Annotated in this window: 18 protein-coding genes; 4 read left to right on the plus strand and 14 right to left on the minus strand. The window is 35.0% G+C overall.

Going from position 1 to position 21,212, the window contains the following annotated elements:
• Positions 1 to 90: 90 nt before the first annotated feature.
• Complete coding sequence (locus B0E44_RS17970) at positions 91 to 777, minus strand: HAD family hydrolase (RefSeq protein WP_077378636.1); 687 nt, start codon at positions 775 to 777, stop codon at positions 91 to 93.
• Positions 778 to 845: 68 nt separating this feature from the next.
• A complete protein-coding gene (gene metG, locus B0E44_RS17975) occupies positions 846 to 2,906 on the minus strand; it encodes a methionine--tRNA ligase (protein ID WP_077378639.1) in 2,061 nt (686 codons plus the stop codon).
• A gap of 279 nt (positions 2,907 to 3,185) precedes the next feature.
• On the opposite strand from metG, the gene B0E44_RS18905 reads away from it, so the two are divergent.
• Together B0E44_RS18905 and B0E44_RS17980 are read left to right on the plus strand one after the other, a co-directional pair.
• Positions 3,186 to 3,356 (plus strand): hypothetical protein, encoded by a 171-nt coding sequence (locus B0E44_RS18905; RefSeq protein ID WP_165688828.1) that lies wholly within the window; start codon positions 3,186 to 3,188, stop codon positions 3,354 to 3,356.
• Between the two features lie 118 nt (positions 3,357 to 3,474).
• Positions 3,475 to 3,897, plus strand: coding sequence for a lipocalin family protein (locus tag B0E44_RS17980; RefSeq protein WP_077378642.1), 423 nt, complete (start codon positions 3,475 to 3,477; stop codon positions 3,895 to 3,897).
• A gap of 136 nt (positions 3,898 to 4,033) precedes the next feature.
• On the opposite strand, the gene B0E44_RS17985 is transcribed toward B0E44_RS17980, so the two are convergent.
• Positions 4,034 to 4,918, minus strand: coding sequence for a DUF1080 domain-containing protein (locus tag B0E44_RS17985; RefSeq protein ID WP_077378645.1), 885 nt, complete (start codon positions 4,916 to 4,918; stop codon positions 4,034 to 4,036).
• A gap of 209 nt (positions 4,919 to 5,127) precedes the next feature.
• Between B0E44_RS17985 and B0E44_RS17990 the strand changes: the two genes are divergently transcribed.
• On the plus strand, positions 5,128 to 5,667 hold the full coding sequence (locus tag B0E44_RS17990) for a hypothetical protein (RefSeq protein ID WP_077378648.1): 540 nt from the start codon (positions 5,128 to 5,130) through the stop codon (positions 5,665 to 5,667).
• 111 nt (positions 5,668 to 5,778) lie between these two features.
• On the opposite strand, the gene B0E44_RS17995 is transcribed toward B0E44_RS17990, so the two are convergent.
• Entirely contained in the window at positions 5,779 to 7,695 is a 1,917-nt protein-coding gene (locus B0E44_RS17995) for a M1 family aminopeptidase (protein WP_077378651.1), read from the minus strand.
• 278 nt (positions 7,696 to 7,973) lie between these two features.
• Here B0E44_RS17995 and B0E44_RS18000 point away from each other — a divergent pair, with 278 nt between their 5' ends.
• Positions 7,974 to 8,405: a hypothetical protein gene (locus tag B0E44_RS18000; RefSeq protein ID WP_077378654.1), complete on the plus strand. Its 432-nt coding sequence runs from the start codon at positions 7,974 to 7,976 to the stop codon at positions 8,403 to 8,405.
• Between the two features lie 70 nt (positions 8,406 to 8,475).
• On the opposite strand, the gene B0E44_RS18005 is transcribed toward B0E44_RS18000, so the two are convergent.
• The 10 genes from B0E44_RS18005 to nhaA form a co-directional block, all read right to left on the minus strand.
• Positions 8,476 to 8,994, minus strand: coding sequence for an outer membrane beta-barrel protein (locus tag B0E44_RS18005; protein ID WP_077378657.1), 519 nt, complete (start codon positions 8,992 to 8,994; stop codon positions 8,476 to 8,478).
• A 228-nt stretch (positions 8,995 to 9,222) separates the two neighbouring features.
• Positions 9,223 to 10,830, minus strand: coding sequence for a DUF1501 domain-containing protein (locus B0E44_RS18010; RefSeq protein ID WP_077378660.1), 1,608 nt, complete (start codon positions 10,828 to 10,830; stop codon positions 9,223 to 9,225).
• 88 nt (positions 10,831 to 10,918) lie between these two features.
• The gene (locus B0E44_RS18015; RefSeq protein ID WP_077378663.1) at positions 10,919 to 12,760 is read right to left on the minus strand and encodes a DUF1800 family protein; all 1,842 of its coding nucleotides are present in this window, start codon (positions 12,758 to 12,760) and stop codon (positions 10,919 to 10,921) included.
• Between the two features lie 191 nt (positions 12,761 to 12,951).
• Positions 12,952 to 13,761 (minus strand): lipoprotein, encoded by an 810-nt coding sequence (locus B0E44_RS18020; RefSeq protein WP_077378665.1) that lies wholly within the window; start codon positions 13,759 to 13,761, stop codon positions 12,952 to 12,954.
• A 78-nt stretch (positions 13,762 to 13,839) separates the two neighbouring features.
• On the minus strand, positions 13,840 to 14,730 hold the full coding sequence (locus tag B0E44_RS18025) for a hypothetical protein (protein WP_077378668.1): 891 nt from the start codon (positions 14,728 to 14,730) through the stop codon (positions 13,840 to 13,842).
• A 492-nt stretch (positions 14,731 to 15,222) separates the two neighbouring features.
• Complete coding sequence (locus B0E44_RS18030) at positions 15,223 to 15,798, minus strand: Crp/Fnr family transcriptional regulator (RefSeq protein WP_077378671.1); 576 nt, start codon at positions 15,796 to 15,798, stop codon at positions 15,223 to 15,225.
• Between the two features lie 69 nt (positions 15,799 to 15,867).
• Positions 15,868 to 17,238 (minus strand): hypothetical protein, encoded by a 1,371-nt coding sequence (locus B0E44_RS18035; protein ID WP_077378674.1) that lies wholly within the window; start codon positions 17,236 to 17,238, stop codon positions 15,868 to 15,870.
• A 6-nt stretch (positions 17,239 to 17,244) separates the two neighbouring features.
• Complete coding sequence (locus B0E44_RS18040; RefSeq protein ID WP_124019374.1) at positions 17,245 to 19,257, minus strand: hypothetical protein; 2,013 nt, start codon at positions 19,255 to 19,257, stop codon at positions 17,245 to 17,247.
• Positions 19,258 to 19,265: 8 nt separating this feature from the next.
• Positions 19,266 to 19,925: a hypothetical protein gene (locus B0E44_RS18045; RefSeq protein WP_077378680.1), complete on the minus strand. Its 660-nt coding sequence runs from the start codon at positions 19,923 to 19,925 to the stop codon at positions 19,266 to 19,268.
• Between the two features lie 107 nt (positions 19,926 to 20,032).
• Entirely contained in the window at positions 20,033 to 21,196 is a 1,164-nt protein-coding gene (gene nhaA / locus B0E44_RS18050; protein WP_077378683.1) for a Na+/H+ antiporter NhaA, read from the minus strand.
• Positions 21,197 to 21,212: the final 16 nt, after the last annotated feature.

Genomic DNA, 21,212 nt, shown 5'->3' on the forward strand with positions numbered 1-21,212 from the left:
ACCTCTGTTTTTTATTTAGAAACTATTTTTAGTAATCGTTTTTTGTGGTCAAATAATCTTTATTTTTTTTCGATTATGTTAGAAAATATCTTACTGTAGTCTTTTTAAAACTTCTGTTATTTTTTCAAATGTTCTAAAATTTTTGTGTTCTACCTTATGGTCAATTTTTTCATGTGCCCAAGTCGTGTGAAAAGGAATGTGAACGGCGTGTCCGCCAATTGCTAAAACCGGCAATACATCCGATTTTAAGGAGTTTCCAATCATAAAAAATTCCTCGGGTTGTATCTCCAAGCGCTTAAGCAAGTCCGAATAATCTACTTCTTGTTTGTCTGACATCACTTCAATATGGTGAAAATAATGTCCCAACCCCGAATTGTGCAGTTTTCGGCGTTGATCCAATAAGTCGCCTTTGGTGGCAACCACCAATTTGTATTTTCCGTGCAAAGCCTGCAAAGTTTCCTCGACACCATCAAGTAAAACGACTGGCTTTTCAAGCAATTCTTTCCCGTATTGAATGATTTTTTCAATAATTTCAATCGGAATGGTGTTGTTCGAAATTCGCATCGCCGCTTCAATCATCGAAAGAATATAGCCTTTGATTCCGTAACCGTACAATTTAAGATTATCGATTTCAATTTTGAACAACTCCTTCGAAATCCCCTGATGAGACAAATAATCTTCCATCAAACCACAGAATTTTTTCTCGGTTTCATCAAAATAGGTTTCGTTGATCCATAAGGTATCATCGGCATCGAAGGCAATTACTTTTAGGTTCATGGTTTTATTTATTTTACCGCAGATTCGCTGATTATGTTTATTAATCTGCGAATCTGCGGTTGAATTTTTTAATTTATAGTTTCCCCATTCCCAACGCCATCAGCATCCGGATTCACGAAAACCAATTTTTCTTCGGCATTGGTAGTCATCAAAATCATTCCTTGACTTTCTACGCCGCGAAGGTTTCTTGGTGCTAGATTCACGAGAACCGTAACACGTTTTCCAACAATATCTTCCGGTTTAAAACTCTCTGCAATTCCCGAAACGATTGTGCGAACATCAATTCCGGTATCTACTTTCAAAATCAAAAGTTTGTTGGCTTTCGGCATTTTTTCAGCTTCAAGGATTGTTCCCACACGGATATCCATTTTGGCAAAATCTTCAAATTGGATTAAGTCTTTTTGAGGCTCCGCTACTTTATTCTCAGCTTTGTTAGCTGTTTTAGTTGCTTCCAATTTGTCTATTTGTTTTTGAATTTCTTCATCTTCAATTTTTGCGAAAAGCAATTCAGCTTCACCAATTTGATGACCAGCTGTCAATAAATCAGAACTATCAGTTATGGTTTTCCAGTTTAAAGCAGATTCAATCTTCAAGATTCGAGACAGTTTTGTGGCTGTAAACGGCAAGAAAGGCTCACAAAGCGAACTCAAAGCAGCCGCAATTTGCAAGGCTACATACATTTGTGTTTGTACACGGGCCGGATCGGTTTTTACCATTTTCCAAGGCTCTTCGTCAGCTAAATATTTGTTTCCAAGTCTGGCGACATTCATCATTTCACCAAGAGCTTCTCTAAATCTATATCTCTCCAATGAACTCGAAATCACGGCTGGATACGCCTTCAATTCGGTCAAAGTCGCTTCGTCAACTTCTGACAATTCATTTGGTTGAGGTACAAGACCATTGTAATATTTATTAGTTAAAACAACAACACGATTAATGAAATTTCCATAAATCGCTACCAATTCGTTGTTGTTTCTTGCCTGAAAATCTTTCCAGGTAAAATCATTGTCTTTGGTTTCGGGTGCGTTTGATGTTAAAGCATAACGCAAAACATCCTGTTGGTTTGGAAATTCTTCCAAGTATTCGTGCAACCAAACAGCCCAGTTTTTAGAAGTCGACAATTTGTTTCCTTCTAAGTTTAAGAACTCATTTGCAGGCACATTATCCGGCAAAATATAGCTTCCTTCGGCTTTTAGCATAGCAGGGAAAATTACGCAGTGAAAAACAATATTGTCTTTCCCAATGAAGTGAACCAGCTTGGTGTCCTGATCTTTCCAGTACGGCTCCCAATCTTTTCCTTCGCGTAAAGCCCATTCTTTGGTAGACGAAATGTATCCAATTGGTGCATCAAACCATACATATAATTTTTTTCCTTCGGCACCTTCTACGGGAACATCAATTCCCCAATCCAAGTCACGAGTTACAGCACGAGGCTCCAATCCGCCGTCGATCCAAGATTTTACTTGTCCATAAACATTCGGTTTCCAATCATTTTTATGCCCAACAAGAATCCATTCATTCAAAAAATCTGAATAACGATCCAAAGGCAAAAACCAGTGTTTCGTAGATTTCAAAATAGGAGTTTCTCCCGTAATGGTCGATTTAGGGTTGATTAAATCGGTTGCGTTTAGCGTAGAACCACATTTTTCGCATTGATCACCATAAGCTTCTTCATTGCCACATTTCGGGCAAGTTCCAACTACAAAACGGTCTGCCAAAAATTGATCTGCTTTGGCATCATACAATTGCTCGGTTACTTCTTCAATAAAATCACCTTTGTCATACAGTTTCCTGAAAAATTCCGAAGCGGTATCATGATGAATTTTTGCCGAAGTCCTGGAGTAATTGTCGAATGAAATACCGAAATCTGAGAATGATTTCCTAATAATTCCATCGTATTTATCAATTACTTCCTGTGGCGTAATACCTTCTTTTTTAGCTTTCATCGAAATAGCAACGCCGTGTTCATCGCTTCCGCAAACAAACAAAACGTCTCTTCCCTGTAAACGTAAATAACGGGAATAAATGTCCGAAGGCACGTAAACACCCGCCAAATGCCCAATATGTATGGGTCCGTTCGTATAAGGCAATGCCGCTGTAATGGTATATCTTTTTGGATTCTGTATCATAAAATAATTTAGTTTGCTTCTCTCGCAAAGACGCATAGGCGTAAAGAGAATAAAATGGCGACTTTTCGGCTTTGCGAGAATAATTTTGTGCAAAAATAAGCAATAGAATTTTTATTTGAAGCTATTTCCCACTATCCGTTTCAAATATATTCTCTGAACTCTGCTGGAAATAAAATTATGTGTAGTAATCGAGTCTAGGAATTCAGGAATTTGATCTGTCTCTTATTTTTAATTTGGCTTTGTTTATATTTGCATGTTAATTATAAAAGATTAGAAATTATGGCAAAAGGACCTGAAAAAAACACGAAGAATAAGGCTTTACATACCAAATTGCTAAATCGAAAAAAGGCTAAACTTCAAGAAGAAAAAAAAGAAAAAGCACTACGTTTGAAAGCTTTAGTTGCTAAAATGAATCAGAAAAAGAATAGTGACGAATCTGATCCTATATAACCCGTTTGGGTTTTTGCAATCCCAATCCATAATAATATAAAGAATATCAGTAATTATATAACAGTCTTCAGACGCTCTAAAGTTAATTTAGCCAATATTAATTTTAAATAAATAGAGCATGAAAACTAGGAAAAGCATAATATTTGCATTAGCGTTGAGTATCGGATTATTTGCAACTTCTTGTAATTCTACTGATGAAAACGAAGGAGCTACAATAGCACCTATAGAAGGGAAATGGGGTATTGTTAAAGTTGGTTTCGATAATAATGGCGTAGAAACATTGGCTGATCCTCCACAAAATCAAAGTGGCTGTGATCATGATTACATTAATTTAAAAATTGATAATACAATGACTTCAGGAGATTATAATTCTGCTGTTAGTCCATGCGCATTAACAACTGTATCAGGTACATATACCAGATCAGGGGGTAAATTGACAATTGTTACAAGTGGTGTAACGACAACATATGACATTGTTAATCTCACAGTTAGTGAATTAAAATTGAAACAAGGTAACGCTATCTCAGTCTATATCAGATAATAAATTTGTTCTGATACTAGAATCTGCACTTTTGGGATGTAGTATGAAACGGAAATGACTTTTTAAAAGTTATTTCCGTTTTTTTTTTTGAATGATAATCAAAGTAAAAAATAACTAAGGCATAAATTGTCTTTACCTAAAACAATTTTTCAAACTCAGCAGGCATTTTATTTATTGGTTTTATTTTGATGTCTTTATAATAAACTTCGCCAGCTTCACTTTGCAATTGTATTTTTCCTTCGACTAATGGCTGGAATTTTTCACCGTCAAAATAGCGGGAATTCTGTAAAACCATTACCACTTTTCCATTGATGATATGAAGACTTTTCCCTTCAAAACAAACCAATTCTATTTCTGTCCAACCGTTATTAGAGGTTTCAGCTCTCATTTTTCGCATGCAAAACCCTGTGTTTTCGGTATGTGTTCCAAACGGAATAAATTGCTGGCTTTCATCAGCCACGGCATTCATGCTGCCTTCAGGAATATACGCTCGGATGTCGATTGCTGCATTTGCAATATTCCAATAATCTCCAAAATGGCCTTCCATAATTTGAAATTCTTGCGAGAGCATCCAAGCTCGCCAGTAATCCACACCCGCTTCGCCTTGTGAGTGATACAGTACACCTGCATCCATTAGTTTATCGGTTCGGGGTTCCCATTTTTTGGTTCCAAATTTCACTTTTAGTTTCAAGCGGTAGTTTTTAAATTTTTCTTTGGTAAAAACACAGCCATAATATTCCCCCGAAACTTTGAGTACAGGCTCTTTGTTTTCCTGCACTACGGTAAACATATCGTTTACATTCTTGTTGTAGCCAATAGGAGGGATTTCGACCCCGTTCGCATCCGTTGGGACTTTGCCGGAATAACCGTTCTGGTGTTTGTAACTTAGATACATATCCCATTTACTAAGGTTGTTGTCCAGTAAATTGATCCAGCCATCTTCGGACGAATTTGTGTTTTTAGTTACAGAGGTCAAGCTAAAAAGAAGGGCAAGTGCTATTACTAAAGGAATTTTTTTCATAAGGTTAGTTTACGGTAAATTGATAGAAATTATTGTAACAAAACTAATGAATTTATTAAAAGATGTAGTTTGAACACTTATTTAAAAAGAAGGGAATTATCTTTTTTTGTTTAATAAATGGTTTTATTTGATAAAAAACAAAAGCAGTAGTGCCTCAGTATTATTATTTGATGCAATTTTGCATTTCATTACATAAAAAACAAACACACATGGAATTCGGCAGAATCATTATTTCAGAAACGGCTTTTAACAGTGAAAATCCGCAAGACGTTATCAACTCTAATATTTCGGTTATCAATTTAATGCGTGAGGAAAAAGTTGATGATGATCTAATTCACGAAGATGCGTTGATGAGTTATTATTTGGACTATTATTATTCCCAATATGTTTTGGGTAACTTTGCTCAATTTGTACATCATTCCGGTTGGAACAAAGAGTTAAATGAACTGATTGAAGAAGGCTTGGCATTGATTGGTGCCTACAACCATTTGGAATTATTCCAACAGCTATCCAAAAAAGTAAAATTAATGAGCAGTGTAAAGCTCAATAAATTCCTGAAAGGGAAATTGGAAGGAGTCAATCCCACAAGAGATTTGCTTATCAACGACACTTTTTTCGAAATCGAAGAAAATCTGGTTACCTTGAACGCCAACTTTTTGAAATCACATCCCGATTTCGAAGTGCTTTCCGTTGACGAAATGTTTGCTGTTTTAGAAGAATTTGTAGGGCATGAGATAAAAAGGGAATAGTTTATTCAATTTTGTTATATCTGACTGAAGGATTAAGATGTACAAAGACTTCTTACTTTAACTCGATAAAGACGATATTGTTTTTTGCTTGTTTAATAAATCATTCTATTTCTAATTCTTCACAAATTTCAATTTTTTTGAGCCAGTATCCGTTTGTATACTCATAAAATAAACACCAGACGACCAGGAACTAATATCCCAAGTAGTTGCCGAACGGGTTGTTTTTATCCTTTGACCAGCGATGTTGTAAAAGACTGTTTTCTCAATAGTTATTCCGCTTAGTAGATTGAGAGAGAGAATGTCGTTTTGCTGATTTAAGGATATTTGTGCCGTTGTCAATTCAAATTTTTCTTTACTTAATGTTGCGGAGTTTCCTTTTGAAATGATGTTTTTATTTGGGTCGAAAGTAATGCTCGAAATGGTGAAAGGAACGTTTTTCGTAAAAGTTTCCCCATTGACGGTGTTGTTTAAAACCAAATCCAATTGTTGGCCACCAGTTCCAAAAACACGAATGGGCACCGGCATCTCAAAATAAGAAACCGAAGCATCTGATTGCGTTTGATTGATAGTAAATTTAGCTTGTCCGCCACTTAAATTCTGGGCTGTTATGTTGTAAATAGGATAACCCTGATTGTAAATCCAGTCGTTAAAGAATTCGGTTAGACTACTGTCATAAACAGCTTCTAAATGTGATTGTAAATCGGGTGTTTTGGAGTATTTGTAGGCTAGATTGACATCTTTTAAATAATTTTTGAGCGCTTGAAAAAACAGATCATCCCCCATTTTGAAACGAAGCATATTCAGGACCATAGCTCCTTTATTATACGTTAATCGGGAGTCGAAAATTCTGTTGACATTGGTCAGATCGGTATCCGTCAAATATACTGCCCCATTAGTTTGGGAAGTAATGTTGTTAATCATTTTGTTTTTTTCAGTTTCAAAAGCGGATTGGCCATCAAAATTTTCGATTACTAAAGCAGCAACATAAGTAGCAAATCCTTCGTTAAGCCAAATATCTTTCCAGCTACCACAAGTGATTTTGTCTCCAAACCATTGGTGCGCCATTTCGTGGGCAATTAATCCTCTGCCAAAACTATTCATAAAGGAAACCGTGGTGTGCTCCATTCCGCCACCCCAGCCAAATTGTGCGTGACCATACTTTTCGGTATGGAAAGGATAGATTTCGAATAGGTTTTCATACAAATTCAAAATCAAGGGAGTTTGATCCAATTGTGTTTGTACCGAGGCTAATGTCTCGGGATAAATGTAGTTGATTATTGGATATTGGTTGGGAGCAGTTCCGCCTGTTTGGTTGTATACACTATAATTGGTTACGGCTATGGCAATCAAATATGCTGGAATTGGGTAGTCATGATGAAAATGGGTTGTTTTAGCGGTGCCATTAATTACTGGTGCGGCAGGTTCAATACCATTAGAAACACTTACATATTGTGAGGGGGCTGTAATATAAATATCGATGGCATCTACCTTGTCGTTCAAATCTTGTTTGCAGGGCCACCAATCACGTGCGCCATAAGGCTCAGACAGAGTATATAAAACAGGCGAATTATTGTGAGTAGAAGTAGTGAAAGCTGCTTCGCCAGTTGCAGGTGCTCCAGAATAGGAGATTACGACAGTTGCCGAAGCGCCCGAAGTGAGCATGCTTGGTAAAGTAATGACCAATTCGTTATTAGCGTTTTGCGTAAATGCCAATCCTAATGCATTTTGTGTAACGTTGCTTACCGTGAGTTGATTGGTGAGGTCAAACGTAACTGTTGTAAGATCAGTTAGTGCTGTGAAGGTTGTGGTCACCATTCCCGAAATAAAATAATTACTAGGGTCTACGGTAAATTCCAGTTTGTGGTAGGTAACATCATAGTTTTGAGTGTTGGGATTGACTCTCAAGTTCATTTTCTTACTAGCCATCTTTTGTTCGAGGATAGCAATATCTTTTGTTTGGCTTTTGTTTTTTTGGCCATAGCCCGAAATCATTATAGCCAATAAAACAATCAAGTATCTTTTTTTCATTTTAAAATTCAATTGGTACATCAAATATAGTTAATGATTTGGCTATATTCTTTGTATGATTTACGGTCTGTTGAATTTTAGTTTTGCTTTAGTTTAAATGTATTGTTGAATAATTAGACTAAATTTAAAATTTATTTTACTGTAAATCAATACAGTGATGTTAATTTTAAATAATGTAAATAAAAAATAAATATCTTTATAGTTAGGAAATCAATGCTTTTCTAGTTGTTTTTATTTGCCCTAAATGCAGATTTATCGTTTAACATAAATATGGATCTATGCAAAAAATTACTATTTTAATTAGTGGGTTTTTATTTGTTTTTTCGCTTCAGGCAAAAGAAGAAAAAACGTTCTCATCGATTGTTTTTAAAGAGCCTTTAAAGAATTCTTATTCAAAAATTCAAGATAAGAATGTAATCAAAGGGAATTGGCAAAGGGATGATTCGGCTATTGAATTGCACATTTCTAAACTTTTTGATAATGGTTCATTGGAACTGAATTATCTGAATTCGAAATTTATTTTTGTTGAAAAAGCGGGTTGGACAAATTCTTCGAATATTTTACGGCTATTTGTCATTTACAGACAAGAGGATAATCCCGGTTATAGCTTGTCATTGCGTTATCTTGCTGAAAAAGATTTGTTAATAGGAGCTTATGTTGACGGCACCGATAACAAAACATACAACGTAACTTTCAAAAGAATCAAATAAATTTATTTGGAATCCAACAAAAAAAGCCACCTGATCTCTCAGATGGCTTTTTGAAATTATATTTATAAAACTAAAGTTTAAATGTAACTCCAAATTTTGCACCACTTGTAGCTGAACCACCACCTAGTTCAAGATTAATACCAAAATTATCGGTAAAGAAATAACGACCACCTACTTGAAGTCCAAGCCCCAAAGATGTATTGTCTGGGTGTGGATTATTGTCGTAGTCATCATAATTCCAAATGTAATACGTAAGACTAGCTCCAGCATAGAAATCAAATTTGCTTGGCATATGTAATATTCTGTTGAAATGGTAATTACCGTTTGCTCCAATTCCTATTGCAGTGGAATCATAGTTATAGGAATTTCCATTATTGTTATATGGATCATCATCTGTTTGAAAAGATAATTGACCTCCAAGAGTCCAATCTTTTGCAATCCCATAATCAAGACCAATATAGACAGGAACTCCCCAGCCTGAAAGTCCTACACCTGCGTTTAATTGTGTTCCTCCTGGTTCAAGCGGAGCTTGTGCAAATGCCCCAGTCGATATTATACCAAAGGCAAACATTAGAATAAGTTTTTTCATAAATTTTGTTTTGTTTTTAAATACAACGTAAAATTAAGGTTTTATTATAGTGTCTTCTTTATTTTTGACAAAAAGAAGGGTTTTTTCTGTGAATTTTACAAACATATTTCAGAATATGCTTCTGGTAACTTTTATAAAGTTGCTGATTATCATTGCTTTCAAGTGTAAATTGTTTTTATCGTGATTTAAATTCAAAGAGGATTTCTTTATAAAATCACATGTAAGGAATCATAGTACAATCATTTTTGCACTAAACTTGGTGTCATTATAAACCACTTGTACAATATAAGTTCCAGAGGATAACATTTGATTTGTATTAAAACTCAAAATATCACCATCAACAGCATAAGCGCTTCCAAAAATTTTGGAACCTAAAATGGTATAGATATTCACCGTTACGATGCTATTTATAAAATTATAAAATTGAAGATTGATCTGGCTTGTAGTTACAGGATTCGGAAAAATTCTAACGAAATCGGTGTTCGGATAATAAATTGATTTGTCTGTTTTGAAAATGGGCAGTTTTTCAAAAGAGCCTCCCAAAACGGCATCAGATTGTGCTTCGGTCATACACAGCCAATCCTGCATGATGGTAGCATAGATCTGTCTAAAGTCATGCTGAAAAGGGATTTGATCATTGACAGTTGCCGTTTGGGGTAAATTTGGCGAAGTTCCAATCATTCCCGAAACAGGATTTGGCGTTCCTTCAACTGTTCCTCTGCCAGTGTTCAAGGCTGCGCCAAAAAAGAGTACAGGGGCGGCAGAACCATGATCGGTTCCGGAGCTGTCATTACTCTTGATTCTGCGTCCAAATTCGCTAAAAGTCATTCCGGTAACGATATCCGCTTTTCCCATTAATTTCAGGTCTTCCTGAAAAGCACCAATAGCTTGTGACAGGATACTTAGATTTTCGGCTTGCTTGCCTAATGTTTTATCCGAATCCAAGACCTGATTCTCGTGACTGTCAAATCCTTTTGGGTGATTCACCACATAAATAGGGGTTTGCAATCCACCATTGATTAATTTGGCAACAATTTTCAGTTGATCTGCCAAACCATTTTTGTTGGGATAGGTTGGAGATTGTGGTTTCGGGACATTATACGCTTTTTGAATCGATTCTCTATAGGCGTTGCTCTGGTCTTTCATCAATCTCAAAAAAGTGAGCTCGTGACCATAATCGGAGTTGGGTGCAGGATCCGAAGTCTCATTGATTACATTCAATAAATCTTCTGGTTTTGGCACGCTATAAGCCATGTTTATTTTGGGACCCTGTAGCGAAAAAGGCAATGTCGAACCTATTTGTATTGCCAATGGATCAGGCATATCGGCATTAGGGTAACTTGTTGGGAAATTTGGGTACACAGTGTCTAGTGCCCTTCCTAGCCAGCCCGATTGCAGCGATTTGTCACTATCGGATGCGGTGAACCAAATGTCGGTGGCTCTAAAATGGCTGTAACTGGGATTGGGATAGGAAACACCCTGTACAATCAACATTTTACCGTTGTTGTATAGCTGCTGCATTTCTTTCATGGCAGGATGTAAACCTGTAGTTTCATTGTAATGCAAAGGCAAAACATCGGTTTCTTTCATTAAAATATTGGAACGGGCGTTGGTCAATTCACTCCATTTGTCCCTAGGTAAAACAGTGTTTAGTCCATCATTTCCACCATTCATTTGAATAATAACCAATATTTTTCCGCAACCAGCAGCAGCGCTGGCGAGTAACTGTAAACTTTCGCTCTCGATTTGTGACGAAGCCATGACAGGAATATGATTGAATACCAAGGGTATTGATGATGCAATAGCAGTTGTCTTTATAAATTTTCTTCTTTCCATTTTTTATTTTTATTTTCTAAGTTGCTAAGCTTCGGAGTTTCTAAGAATCTTAGTGTATTTGCAACTTAGATTCTTAGCCACTTTAGAGCTACATTAACTGATATTCGGCAAGCTCAACAATGGTTAGCAGTAAACTTCTTATTCTCGTTTTTACAATGGATTCGCTCATTTCGTTGGGATTGCTTTGATAGGATTTCCATGCGTTTGACCAATAATGATCAGAATCCTGACCAGTTAAAAGCGTTTGTGTTTTAATTGCATTTTTGGCATTTAAACTTAAATCAATAGGCAATAAATAGCTGATGCATTCGCTCACCAATAAATTAGGGTCTTGGCAAGTAGCATTTGGAAATTGTTTGACAAAGGCAACTACATCAACTTCCATTCTGGTGGTTAATCCATTTTTTTCAATATCAAAACCATAAAAAAGATATTCGATCAATCCATAACGTCTTTGAATTGAATTGGAATTGATCCAATATTCATGAAAAGAAGGTTTCTGATAAAAAGCTTGCCAACCTGCCACATTTGGAATAGATCCCATAGCTTGTTGCATATCGTACATGGCGTAATTGAAAGTATTCCAAAGATTGTATTGGGCTTCATAATTGGATGCATCGGCTACATTATAGTTGAGGTTGAAAGTCCGCATCGTTCCTACAATAACATCCAACGGGGATTTGATGTAAACCCCACGATTAGCCATGTCATAAAAGTGTTCACTCTTGAATAGTTTGTCTAAAACCGGTAAAATATTCCAATTATTGGTGACAAAATGCTGTGCCAAAGGAACTATTACATTCGCTTCTATATTGGCATCAATATCATAGTAAACAAAGAAACGATAGAGTCTGCGGCAAATGTATTCAGAAACGACTTTCGACTTAGAGAAAATCATATCGATAAATAAATCCAACTCTGCGGCACCAGTATTTGCAATCGCGGTATTGTTAAAGAATGATGAAAATCTTTTTGTGCTTGTGTCGTGCAGTCTGTCCACAAAATTGGTGGCTTCGGAAGTGGTATTCAAATTTTGAACCCTCCATCCGGTAAGTACTTTGGCAGCTTGGATAACATCGGGTTCTCCATATTGACTGCCATCTTCTTTGCCCAAAGTGAAAAGTTCCATTATTTCTCGGGCAAAATTTTCATCGGGTGCCGATTTAGTATTGGCTTGATTGTTCAAATAAAACATCATCGCTGGTTGGGTAGCCATGTTGCGAATCAAGGATTTGTAATTTCCTGTGGCATTATCGCGAAACATTTTCATGTATTTATAACAAATACGAGCCGAATTGGTATTGCAAAATTCATTGGAAGATTGTTTTACAAATTCAAAATCTACAGGTATGAAATGATACCAAAAAAGGGTCATTTTTTCTCGAATGGTGATGTCTTGATTAAAGGCAAGTCCCAATGACCATGAACTTAAACCCGAAGTACGATTGCTATTGGTATCACCACCCAAGTCATTGGTCGCAAAGGCATCATTGGTCCAATCGGCACCGTAGGGAAGCCCATTTTCGTCTGGTTTTTCATTGTTATAATGATTTACTGGAGGTGCAGGAGGAGTGTTGTCAACGTTTAAGATGAGATCAACGGCTTGCGTCATTGAAAGCCCCAGTAAAATATCTACATCCGATTTTTTGAAACCATAACCGGTTCGCCTCAATAAATGCAAGATTTCTGGAGTTGACCATGTGCCTGTGTAAGGTGCTAGACCGCTGGTTACATTCGTAACTCTTTCGGTTTCTGAGCCCGGTTTTCCAGTTACTTCTTTTTTGGGGTTGGTCAAAGAGGAATAACGGCGTCCATTGTATATTTTGCGCGAGTATTTTTCGAATAAAGGATCTTTTTCTTGGGCATTTACCAATAACCTTTTCAATAATTTGGTAAATAAAGCGCGCCGAGTCAGAGTAATGTTTCCCATAAAAGATGATTTCTGATTTTAGTTTTATTTTGTATGACAAAATACTAACGGCAAATATATAGAAATCGGTATGAGAGGAATACAAAATGCGACAAAACACGTAGTTTTACGTGAGTAATAAGAAAAAACTGTAATATTAATAAGAGACGTATCGATAATTAGATAGTATCGTTTAAAGTGTATTTGCCTTTTTACATTGGAGTTGTAGAGAAAGAAGTGTCTTTTATTGTATATCTAATCTTAACCGTGTTTGATGCTTTCAAAACAATTGAGTTTGTATAATAAGTGTTCAAAGTACCTCTGTCATTATTCACTATTTTGAAATAAATTGATTTGCCTGCGATTGAGTTTTTATTAGACCAATAGAATGTTGCGTTTTTACTTTTAGAGCAAGAGGCGCTTGGGCCATATAATACTCCATTTACATAAGTTGTAATGGTAACTATATTTCCAGAATTACTCCCGACAATATCTTCTGTAGTAAACAATGCAATAAAACGGCTATTATAAGTTCTCATTGGAATGCTTACATTTTGGACTGTACCTGGTAAAATAGTATAATTTACCGGATTTGTACTGGTATAAAGGGCATAAGGATTACGAGCTTTTAGATTTGCGATTGTTGTTGTAAAAGACTCTGAAATGGGAACTTGAGCCGTTTCTAATCTTTCGGTTTCTGTGGTTTTAGAAGAAGCTGTAAATGAATTATTTCCGATCATTACTGCGTCCATGAAAAATTTTGTGTCTGCTCCAGTGGTTCCATTAGCAACTAATGTAAAATCAGTAGTGCTTATGTAACCACCGCTATGGGCTGCCACAATTTGCATTTCACTAATCCAGGCAAACAAAGAACCTCTTTGCACATTTTTACCAGTAGTAGAAGGGGTAAATTCATTTTCAGTAGAAATGGATACCAAAGTGGTTTCTATATTTATATCATCCTCAATTGAACAGGATGATAATGCTGTCAGAAATACAGTAATCAACAGTATCTTTTTCATTGTTTTTTCAAGTTGTAATAGACTACCGCTTTTTGTTAGCGGTAGTTTCGGATGTTAAATCCTCATCAGTATTACTTTTTAGTTGCTTATTTCTGTCCAAGCTGGTATGGTAAATGTACCATAGTTAATGGATTCTGTTAATCCTTCACTAGTTATGGTTATTTTGGCGGTAATTCCTGTAGATTCTAGTATTGCAATGGTTTTTTCAAATGTTTTTTCTAAAATGGTACCAGCAGCATTATTATAAATATTTACAATATACTTTATGTAATTTCCCTTTACTGCACTATCATCATTCCATACAGCTATAACACTTTTATTTCCAGTAAGATCAATAGTTAGCGATGGTGCAAGAGAAGCATTACTAGTATCAAATCGTTGTGCAATTACTTCAACCTTACGACCACTAGCCGTTAATAATGATTCTGTTTCTACAGTACCAATTATTCTACCGTGATTCGTTAGTAATGGGAAAATAATTTCTTGTGGGGTTCCTAATATAATGTCCATTCCTACTATAGCTTCATATTTTGCATAAGGAACTGCATCTCTTTCTCCTTTTATCATGGCATCAGTAGTAGCATCATTTGTATAGTTATAAGGAGCTACTGTTAATTTAGGAAGTCCTGTTGTTGTTGCTTTAGCAGTAAAAACATTCGCTCCAGAAGATACATTGTCAATCAAAAATTTTGTTTCACCACCAGAAGCTACCAAATCAAATACGGTTTGATTTGCTGGTATTCCGGGATTGGTATTCACTACATCTACAGTAATACGGTTGATGGTGGTTGGAATGGTTCCTCTGTTTGTATTTTTATTTGTTGTAGTTGGAAAAGCATCTTTGCCTACATCGAATTTAGCTGTTACTGAGCCTTTTTTTAAACCTGTTGTATCTCCAGGAGAATTATTGTCATGTGAACATGATACAATGCTAAAAGCTATTATAGCTGATAAAATAATTTTTTTCATAATTTTTTAATTTTAATTGTTAGTGACACTTTTTGGTAGAAGGGAGAAACTAATTGATTGTTTTTTTAATTGTCAAAAATTGGTCCTGTTTTTATTTTAGACTTATTTGATGTATTAAAAGTAGAGGTATCTAATGTTTAAATAAGATGATCTAGGCTAAAAATTCTTCAATAAAGCTCATTTATTAATCTAGATTAAGTTTTTTTTATCTGTTGTAAGACAAATAAATACGTCAAAATACATTATTTATTAAAATTAATGTGTTTATTACTACTTTATGTAAAATGAAAGTAAAAACTCCTTTTCTGAAAGGACAAAAGAATTTATGAAGAAAGCGGAGGTTTTGTTAATGAGTAATTGCTTTGCCAATTTACTCACGTTTGTCTGAAATATTCAACCCTAACGATGGCAGAAATAGACAAAATTTTAGGATTATTCTAAAGAGTAAAGAAGTAATCAGATTTAGGGTTTAATAAACAGTACTGAACTGTGTTACTTTTTAAACTGTCGGGATTTTATTTTGCTTAGAAACTCTGGGGTAACAGTAATGTAAGAGGCGATGTATTTTTGAGAAATTTGATAAGCCAAATCTGGAAAACTAGTAATAAATTTATCATAACGTTCCTCTGCAGTCAGCAACAAATTGTCTTTTATGCGATCTGTAGCATCCGCCAAAACTTCGCAAATCATCAATCGGAAATATCGTTCTAATTTTGGAATGGCTCGAAAGAGTTTCTCATAGTTTTCGATACTTAATAACATGATTTCTGAATCAGCGAGTGTTTTTAAATGAAAATGGGACGGAACTTGATTGTGAAAACTTTTAAAGTCGGTAATCCAACGACCGGGTGTTGCCAATCGAATCACCTTTTCTATTTTATTATTGTCTGAAAAAAAACCACACAAAGCGCCTTTGGTTACAAAATAAAAATAGTGACATGTTTCCCCTTCCTTCAATAAAAAAGTTTTCGCTTTATAATTTTTGATTTCCAACAAAGTCAAAATATATGCTTGCTCTTCAGGGTCGAGTGTAATGTGTTTGGCAAACTCTTTTAAAAGTAAATTCATAATTTTGAATTTGTTTTACCAAAGTTAGGGTTATTTTTGTGCTGATTTTTAAATCATTACGATTATTAATTATAACCCAATTTTGGCCATAACTGCCATTAAATTTTTCCCATCTTTTGTCTTCAAATGAGCTTCAAAAAGACCTAAGTTGTTTTCTTCAGTAAGATCAATCGTTAGAGTTTCGAATGATTTTATAAACTTCAGATTGTTGTTTTTAGCAATAATAAAACGCCAATCTTTAGCGCCAAGTTTGTCAAAATGAATTTGTAAATAGCCAATTTTTGGAATCGAACTTTTCAAAACTCTATTTTTTAAAGGATTTGCCTGAAAGTTTATAACATTATTATTGATGAAAGCTTTTGTATGTGCCAAAGGAAAATTGACAAAAACATTATGACCGTCAATGGCATTTTGACTTTTTAGGTAATTAAAAACCTTTTTCGAATTGGTCGTTTTCATTGAGAAGTAAAAAGAAGGTTCACGGCTAGTATGGATAACTACTTTTTTTATGGGATTAAAATCATCATCATAGCCGTAACTGATCGCCGAATCTTTCTTTTCAACTATTTCATTTAGCAATAATTCTGTTTTGCTTGGGTTGTTTGCTAAAATTGAATCCAAATCAAAACCAATCATTTTGCTGATTTTTACTGAATTTTCAGTAATGAATTTTTGATTCCGAATCATTTCAAAATCAAAACCCAATGCAAATAAGGTATTTGGATTTTGGGTAAATTGCCATTCTTTTTGAAACTTAGATTTGAAATGTAATTGTCCGCCAACTGTTATTTCGTTCTCTTCCAATGTCAGGTTCAGAATTCCATCTTCTTCCAGCAAATTGTTTTTTTTGATCCAAAACGTTACCGCATTGGAGGTGGCGATTATTTTTTCTGTTTTTTTGGCATCCAAAAAATGATTTTTCAAGAACAAATCTTCGGCTGTTTTTATGGCAATTTGCTTTTGTTTTTCAGCAATGTTCGAAACCAGAATTTGGTTGGAAAACTTAATAATATAAATCCCTAAAGAGTTGGAATAATATCCAATAAAGTGACTGTTTAGTTTTGTTTTTGAAAAATGAGAATTGATTATTGCTTTTTCAAATGCAGCCTCGTTTTTTATTTTTAGGTTAACAAACCATTGTGCTATAGGTTGGTTTTCAATGTGAAAAAAAGCCAAATAATCAGGTGTTTTTATTCCAAAATCAGAAAGGTCGGTTTTCTTTTTTGTTGGAGTAGTTCCCCATTCGGAAGGATTTTTTAGGTACGAAAAAACAAAATGGTTCCGTGTTTTTTTTACATCAACCATCGCAATGGCATCGGCATTTTGAGAAACACATTTTTCGTCAAAATTTTTATGAAATCCATACCAATACAAAAAAGCCATACTCCCAATGGCAACAAGGAGTATGGCAATTCTGTAAAGATTTTTTTTTGTACTCATTTTGGATTACTCCGTAATGATTATTTCTTTTTTGCTTTCCGCGTACACTTCATTGATTACATCAAAGAAATATTGCAGACTGTTAGCGTGTTCTCCTTTGATACTATAAGAAGCATCCGAAACGATTGCGCCATTTTTGAATTTGGATTCCACCGTAATTTCGCCTGCGTTTTTCAATACAATGTCATAATAATTGCTTTTGGCATCTTTGTCCAATTCCGTTTTGGAAGCAGTAATTATTTTTTGAATGTCAAACCAAGCTGCCGCATTGTTTTTAGAAATAGATTTTTTGAAATCAGCGTGCAATGGCATTGCGGTTTGCTGGATGAGGTTTTCTATGTTTATTTTTGAAGTCGTCAACATCACCACACCATTTTTCAAACCAAGATATAAGTTTTCAAAAAGATTATCCTTTTCAAAATGAATGGTGTAATAACCGTTAGTCAATTGATAATCGGTAGCTGTAAATTTACTTTTATTCAAAGGAAGTTGCAGTAATTTGTTTACGAATGATTCATTTCTGGTATTCATAAGAAAAGTAAAGTCAGGCTGTATTTCATCTTTGATGCCTTTGGTTTCTATTTGCTGATAATTTTCATCATAATCGATGTTCACGAAATCCCTCTGTACTTTTTTGAGATCATGAAGCACAAAAATTGCGTTGCCGGGAATTAGATCAGCAATGGCTTTTTCGTCCAAAAATAGTGCAACAGCATCAATCAAAACATCAGCTTCGTTACCGCTTGCTTCTTTGGCGTAAGATTGGTAAACCGAATTCAAAGTGTTTTTTAGAATCTTGTATTCGTAGTTCATAACCGCTTGCGTATCCATCGAAATGGAGTAATATCCCAAGACATTGTTACCTATGTAATTCATTAGATTTTTATCAATTTTGGAATCACATATTTCTTGGTACGATTTTTTGGTCTCTTCGTTTTTGGGAGTGATTACTTGATTCAATCGAATTCTGTCTTTTTCAAAATAACCATTAATGTGGTAATTACTGTCCAAAAGACCATTTTTATATATCCCCGCCAAAGCTGAATTAATTCCCGATAAACTAGAGTACAATTGATGTGTTAATGCATCCAAATCGGCAAAAATATAAAAGTCAGATTTAGAGTTGTTGTTTTTGAAAATAACAGAGCTACCGGCTATTTCTGTTTTGGAATCGAAAGCTTCCTTGAAAATCGATTCAACAACTGGTCTGATTTTCAGACTCTCTATGGAATCGGTTTTTCTTAATTCAAGTTCCAAAAGTTTTCGGTTAGTTTCTTCCAATTCAGCATTGGCTTTTTCTTGGGCAGCATAAATTTCATCTTCAGTTGGTTCCACAATTTTGGGTTCTTCTACTGTTTTTTTGGTTTTCTTTTCCTTTTTGCTTTTCCCTTTTGTTGCTTTTTCCTTTTTATCAGGGTCAGGAGTTGGCTTTATTTCTTCTGGCACATAGGCGGGAACATCGGTATCATAGGTAACTGCTAGAGTATCTACCAAAACGCCAGTTGTGTCCATGCTCGCTAAATCACCGTATGGTTCTTCGGTGTAATTGTATTTATTGGGTTTGGAATAGGAAGCATTCACCAAAACAGCAAATTTGTCATTCCAAGCCAAATGATGTGTTTTTGAAGTAGCAACGCTATTGTATGATCCTTGCTTTTTTACTTTAAGGCTGTCTCCGTATTTGGTTTGAACCATTTTTTCAAACAATGAAGCATTATTCAGTGGAATCAGCACTACATAATTCATCACTGTATCTTTGCTGATGTAATATTGATAGTGTTTGTTGGTAAGATCAATTCCGGTTTGACTGAAATCTTTGGGTAAAAATTTCAATTGTTTTTCCAATAATTCCTGCATCCAAGGATATTCCTGAATGGTTTTGATGGCTACTTTCTCGTTTAGGTTTTTGCCGTTAAAGCACAAGGCAAAAGGAGCGTTGTTTGGCACTTTGCTGGCTAAATCCTGAGAGTATATCGTTATTGAGAAGCAAATAGCTAGGAATAGTATAAGATTTTTCATGTCTATATTTAATTTAGTATAATCGTATTTTCTATCTTTTCGTTTCCATTAATCACATTCATTATGGAACCGTTTAGTTTAATGGCTTTACTGCTTTTGGAAGTGACTGCTTTTTTGTTGGTAAAGGATTTGATGGTCGAATCAAATTTGTAAACAGAAGTGTATTTTGCGTTTTGAAAAACTTCCTTGTCGGCCTTTTCCATTTTGTCGTATAGGGCTTTTATGGGTACTTTTTGGCTGCGTACAAACTTTTTTTCATTGAAAGTAAAATAATCAGTAGCAATCGTTTGGCTTATTTTTTTGCTGTTTTTCAATTTTAAAAAAACGGTGTTGAGGTTGCTGATTTTTTGGAAATCCAAATCAATCGCAAAAATATAATTCGTTAAGTCGATATTGGTTTTTACGTTCGAAATTCCTGCGGTGTTTTGTGCCAATGCTTCTATTTTTGAAGCTTCATTTTTAATTTCTTCTTTAGAAGGAATAGTATAGCCATTAATTTTCTGCATCTTCAAAACCGAATTGATTTTAGTTTTGCTTTGGCTAAAATTAATCACAAAATTAAAATGCCCCGATCCATCGTCTTTCATTTTCACTTCTTCAATCACTTCAAAGCAGCTTTGAAATAAAAAAGTGAAGCACAATAAGGGAATAAAATAAACTTTTTTCATTTTAAATTTGTTACAAGGTTTTAAGGCTAATACTTGTAATCATTGGAACTGCAAAGGAAAGGATAAAATTTCTTTTTTGGATTTCTTTAACACGTTTTTTATCCTATTTATTTGATTTTAATCGATTTTGCCGGGGCCTTAAAAGTCAATTTTAGCCATAAAAAGCCAAATGTACCAGATAGAAAAGAGGCAATTAAAATGGCGATTTTTGAATAAGTAATGATCTCTTCTCCATCATTTTTAAAAGCCAAAAGGGTTATGAAAATAGACATCGTAAATCCTATTCCGCCGAGCATTCCTGCTCCTAAGATATTTTTCCATTTTAGATCTGTAGGCAATTTACTAATGCCTAAACTCACGGCAAGGAAAGAAAACAGTAAAATTCCTAGCGGTTTTCCAACTACAAGACCCAAAATAATTCCCATTGAATTTTCATGACTCAATCCTTCATGCCAATCTGGGTTAATTGAAATACAGGTATTGGCAATAGCAAATAGAGGAAGGATAATAAAAGCTACAGGTTCATGCAAAAAATGTTGCAGTTTATAGGAAGCAGTGTTTTTTCCTCCATTCCCAAACGGAATCACAAAGCCAAGTAATACCCCTGTAATAGTCGCATGTACACCAGAGTTCAGCATAAAATACCACATAAAAAAACCTCCGATTAAGTATGGAGCCAGATGATGTACTTTACGTCTGTTCAATATAAATAAGAAACCTAAGATGATTAAAGCATAGAGCAAGTTGTCAAATGCAATTGTTTGAGTATAAAATATTGCAATGACTAGGATTGCGCCTAAATCATCAATCACAGCAAGAGCAGTCAGGAATATTTTTAATGAGGCAGGAACTCTATTGCCTAATAAAGATAAAACACCAATGGCAAAAGCAATATCGGTAGCCATTGGAATTCCGGCTCCGTTTTGTGTTAGCGTTCCGTAATTCAATGCCAGAAAAATTCCGGCAGGAACAATCATCCCGCCCAAGGCCCCAAAAATAGGAAGAATGGCGTTTTTGATATTGGCCAATTCACCATGATACATTTCGCGTTCCAACTCTAAGCCAATCAATAAAAAGAAAATAGTCATTAATCCGTCATTAATCCAATGGGTAATGGAATGATGCCCGATTTCGGTGTTCCAAAAAGCGATATATTCGTTTTGTATTAATGAATTGGCCAGTAATAAAGACACAACAGTTACAAAAAGGAGCAATAGACCACCCGCTTTTTCGCTTTGAAAAAATGCAGTAAATGTTTTGGTTAATCTCATGTGTAATTGGCTTTAA

Source organism: Flavobacterium sp. A45 (assembly GCF_002001005.1).
GTDB lineage: Bacteria > Bacteroidota > Bacteroidia > Flavobacteriales > Flavobacteriaceae > Flavobacterium.

What these genes read in the sequence shown, in the direction of transcription:
- B0E44_RS17970 (WP_077378636.1), bottom strand. Translation starts at nt 777, where the DNA reads ATGAACCTAAAAGTAATTGCCTTCGATGCCGATGATACCTTATGGATC.
- metG (WP_077378639.1), bottom strand. Translation starts at nt 2,906, where the DNA reads ATGATACAGAATCCAAAAAGATATACCATTACAGCGGCATTGCCTTAT.
- B0E44_RS18905 (WP_165688828.1), top strand. Translation starts at nt 3,186, where the DNA reads ATGGCAAAAGGACCTGAAAAAAACACGAAGAATAAGGCTTTACATACC.
- B0E44_RS17980 (WP_077378642.1), top strand. Translation starts at nt 3,475, where the DNA reads ATGAAAACTAGGAAAAGCATAATATTTGCATTAGCGTTGAGTATCGGA.
- B0E44_RS17985 (WP_077378645.1), bottom strand. Translation starts at nt 4,918, where the DNA reads ATGAAAAAAATTCCTTTAGTAATAGCACTTGCCCTTCTTTTTAGCTTG.
- B0E44_RS17990 (WP_077378648.1), top strand. Translation starts at nt 5,128, where the DNA reads ATGGAATTCGGCAGAATCATTATTTCAGAAACGGCTTTTAACAGTGAA.
- B0E44_RS17995 (WP_077378651.1), bottom strand. Translation starts at nt 7,695, where the DNA reads ATGAAAAAAAGATACTTGATTGTTTTATTGGCTATAATGATTTCGGGC.
- B0E44_RS18000 (WP_077378654.1), top strand. Translation starts at nt 7,974, where the DNA reads ATGCAAAAAATTACTATTTTAATTAGTGGGTTTTTATTTGTTTTTTCG.
- B0E44_RS18005 (WP_077378657.1), bottom strand. Translation starts at nt 8,994, where the DNA reads ATGAAAAAACTTATTCTAATGTTTGCCTTTGGTATAATATCGACTGGG.
- B0E44_RS18010 (WP_077378660.1), bottom strand. Translation starts at nt 10,830, where the DNA reads ATGGAAAGAAGAAAATTTATAAAGACAACTGCTATTGCATCATCAATA.
- B0E44_RS18015 (WP_077378663.1), bottom strand. Translation starts at nt 12,760, where the DNA reads ATGGGAAACATTACTCTGACTCGGCGCGCTTTATTTACCAAATTATTG.
- B0E44_RS18020 (WP_077378665.1), bottom strand. Translation starts at nt 13,761, where the DNA reads ATGAAAAAGATACTGTTGATTACTGTATTTCTGACAGCATTATCATCC.
- B0E44_RS18025 (WP_077378668.1), bottom strand. Translation starts at nt 14,730, where the DNA reads ATGAAAAAAATTATTTTATCAGCTATAATAGCTTTTAGCATTGTATCA.
- B0E44_RS18030 (WP_077378671.1), bottom strand. Translation starts at nt 15,798, where the DNA reads ATGAATTTACTTTTAAAAGAGTTTGCCAAACACATTACACTCGACCCT.
- B0E44_RS18035 (WP_077378674.1), bottom strand. Translation starts at nt 17,238, where the DNA reads ATGAGTACAAAAAAAAATCTTTACAGAATTGCCATACTCCTTGTTGCC.
- B0E44_RS18040 (WP_124019374.1), bottom strand. Translation starts at nt 19,257, where the DNA reads ATGAAAAATCTTATACTATTCCTAGCTATTTGCTTCTCAATAACGATA.
- B0E44_RS18045 (WP_077378680.1), bottom strand. Translation starts at nt 19,925, where the DNA reads ATGAAAAAAGTTTATTTTATTCCCTTATTGTGCTTCACTTTTTTATTT.
- nhaA (WP_077378683.1), bottom strand. Translation starts at nt 21,196, where the DNA reads ATGAGATTAACCAAAACATTTACTGCATTTTTTCAAAGCGAAAAAGCG.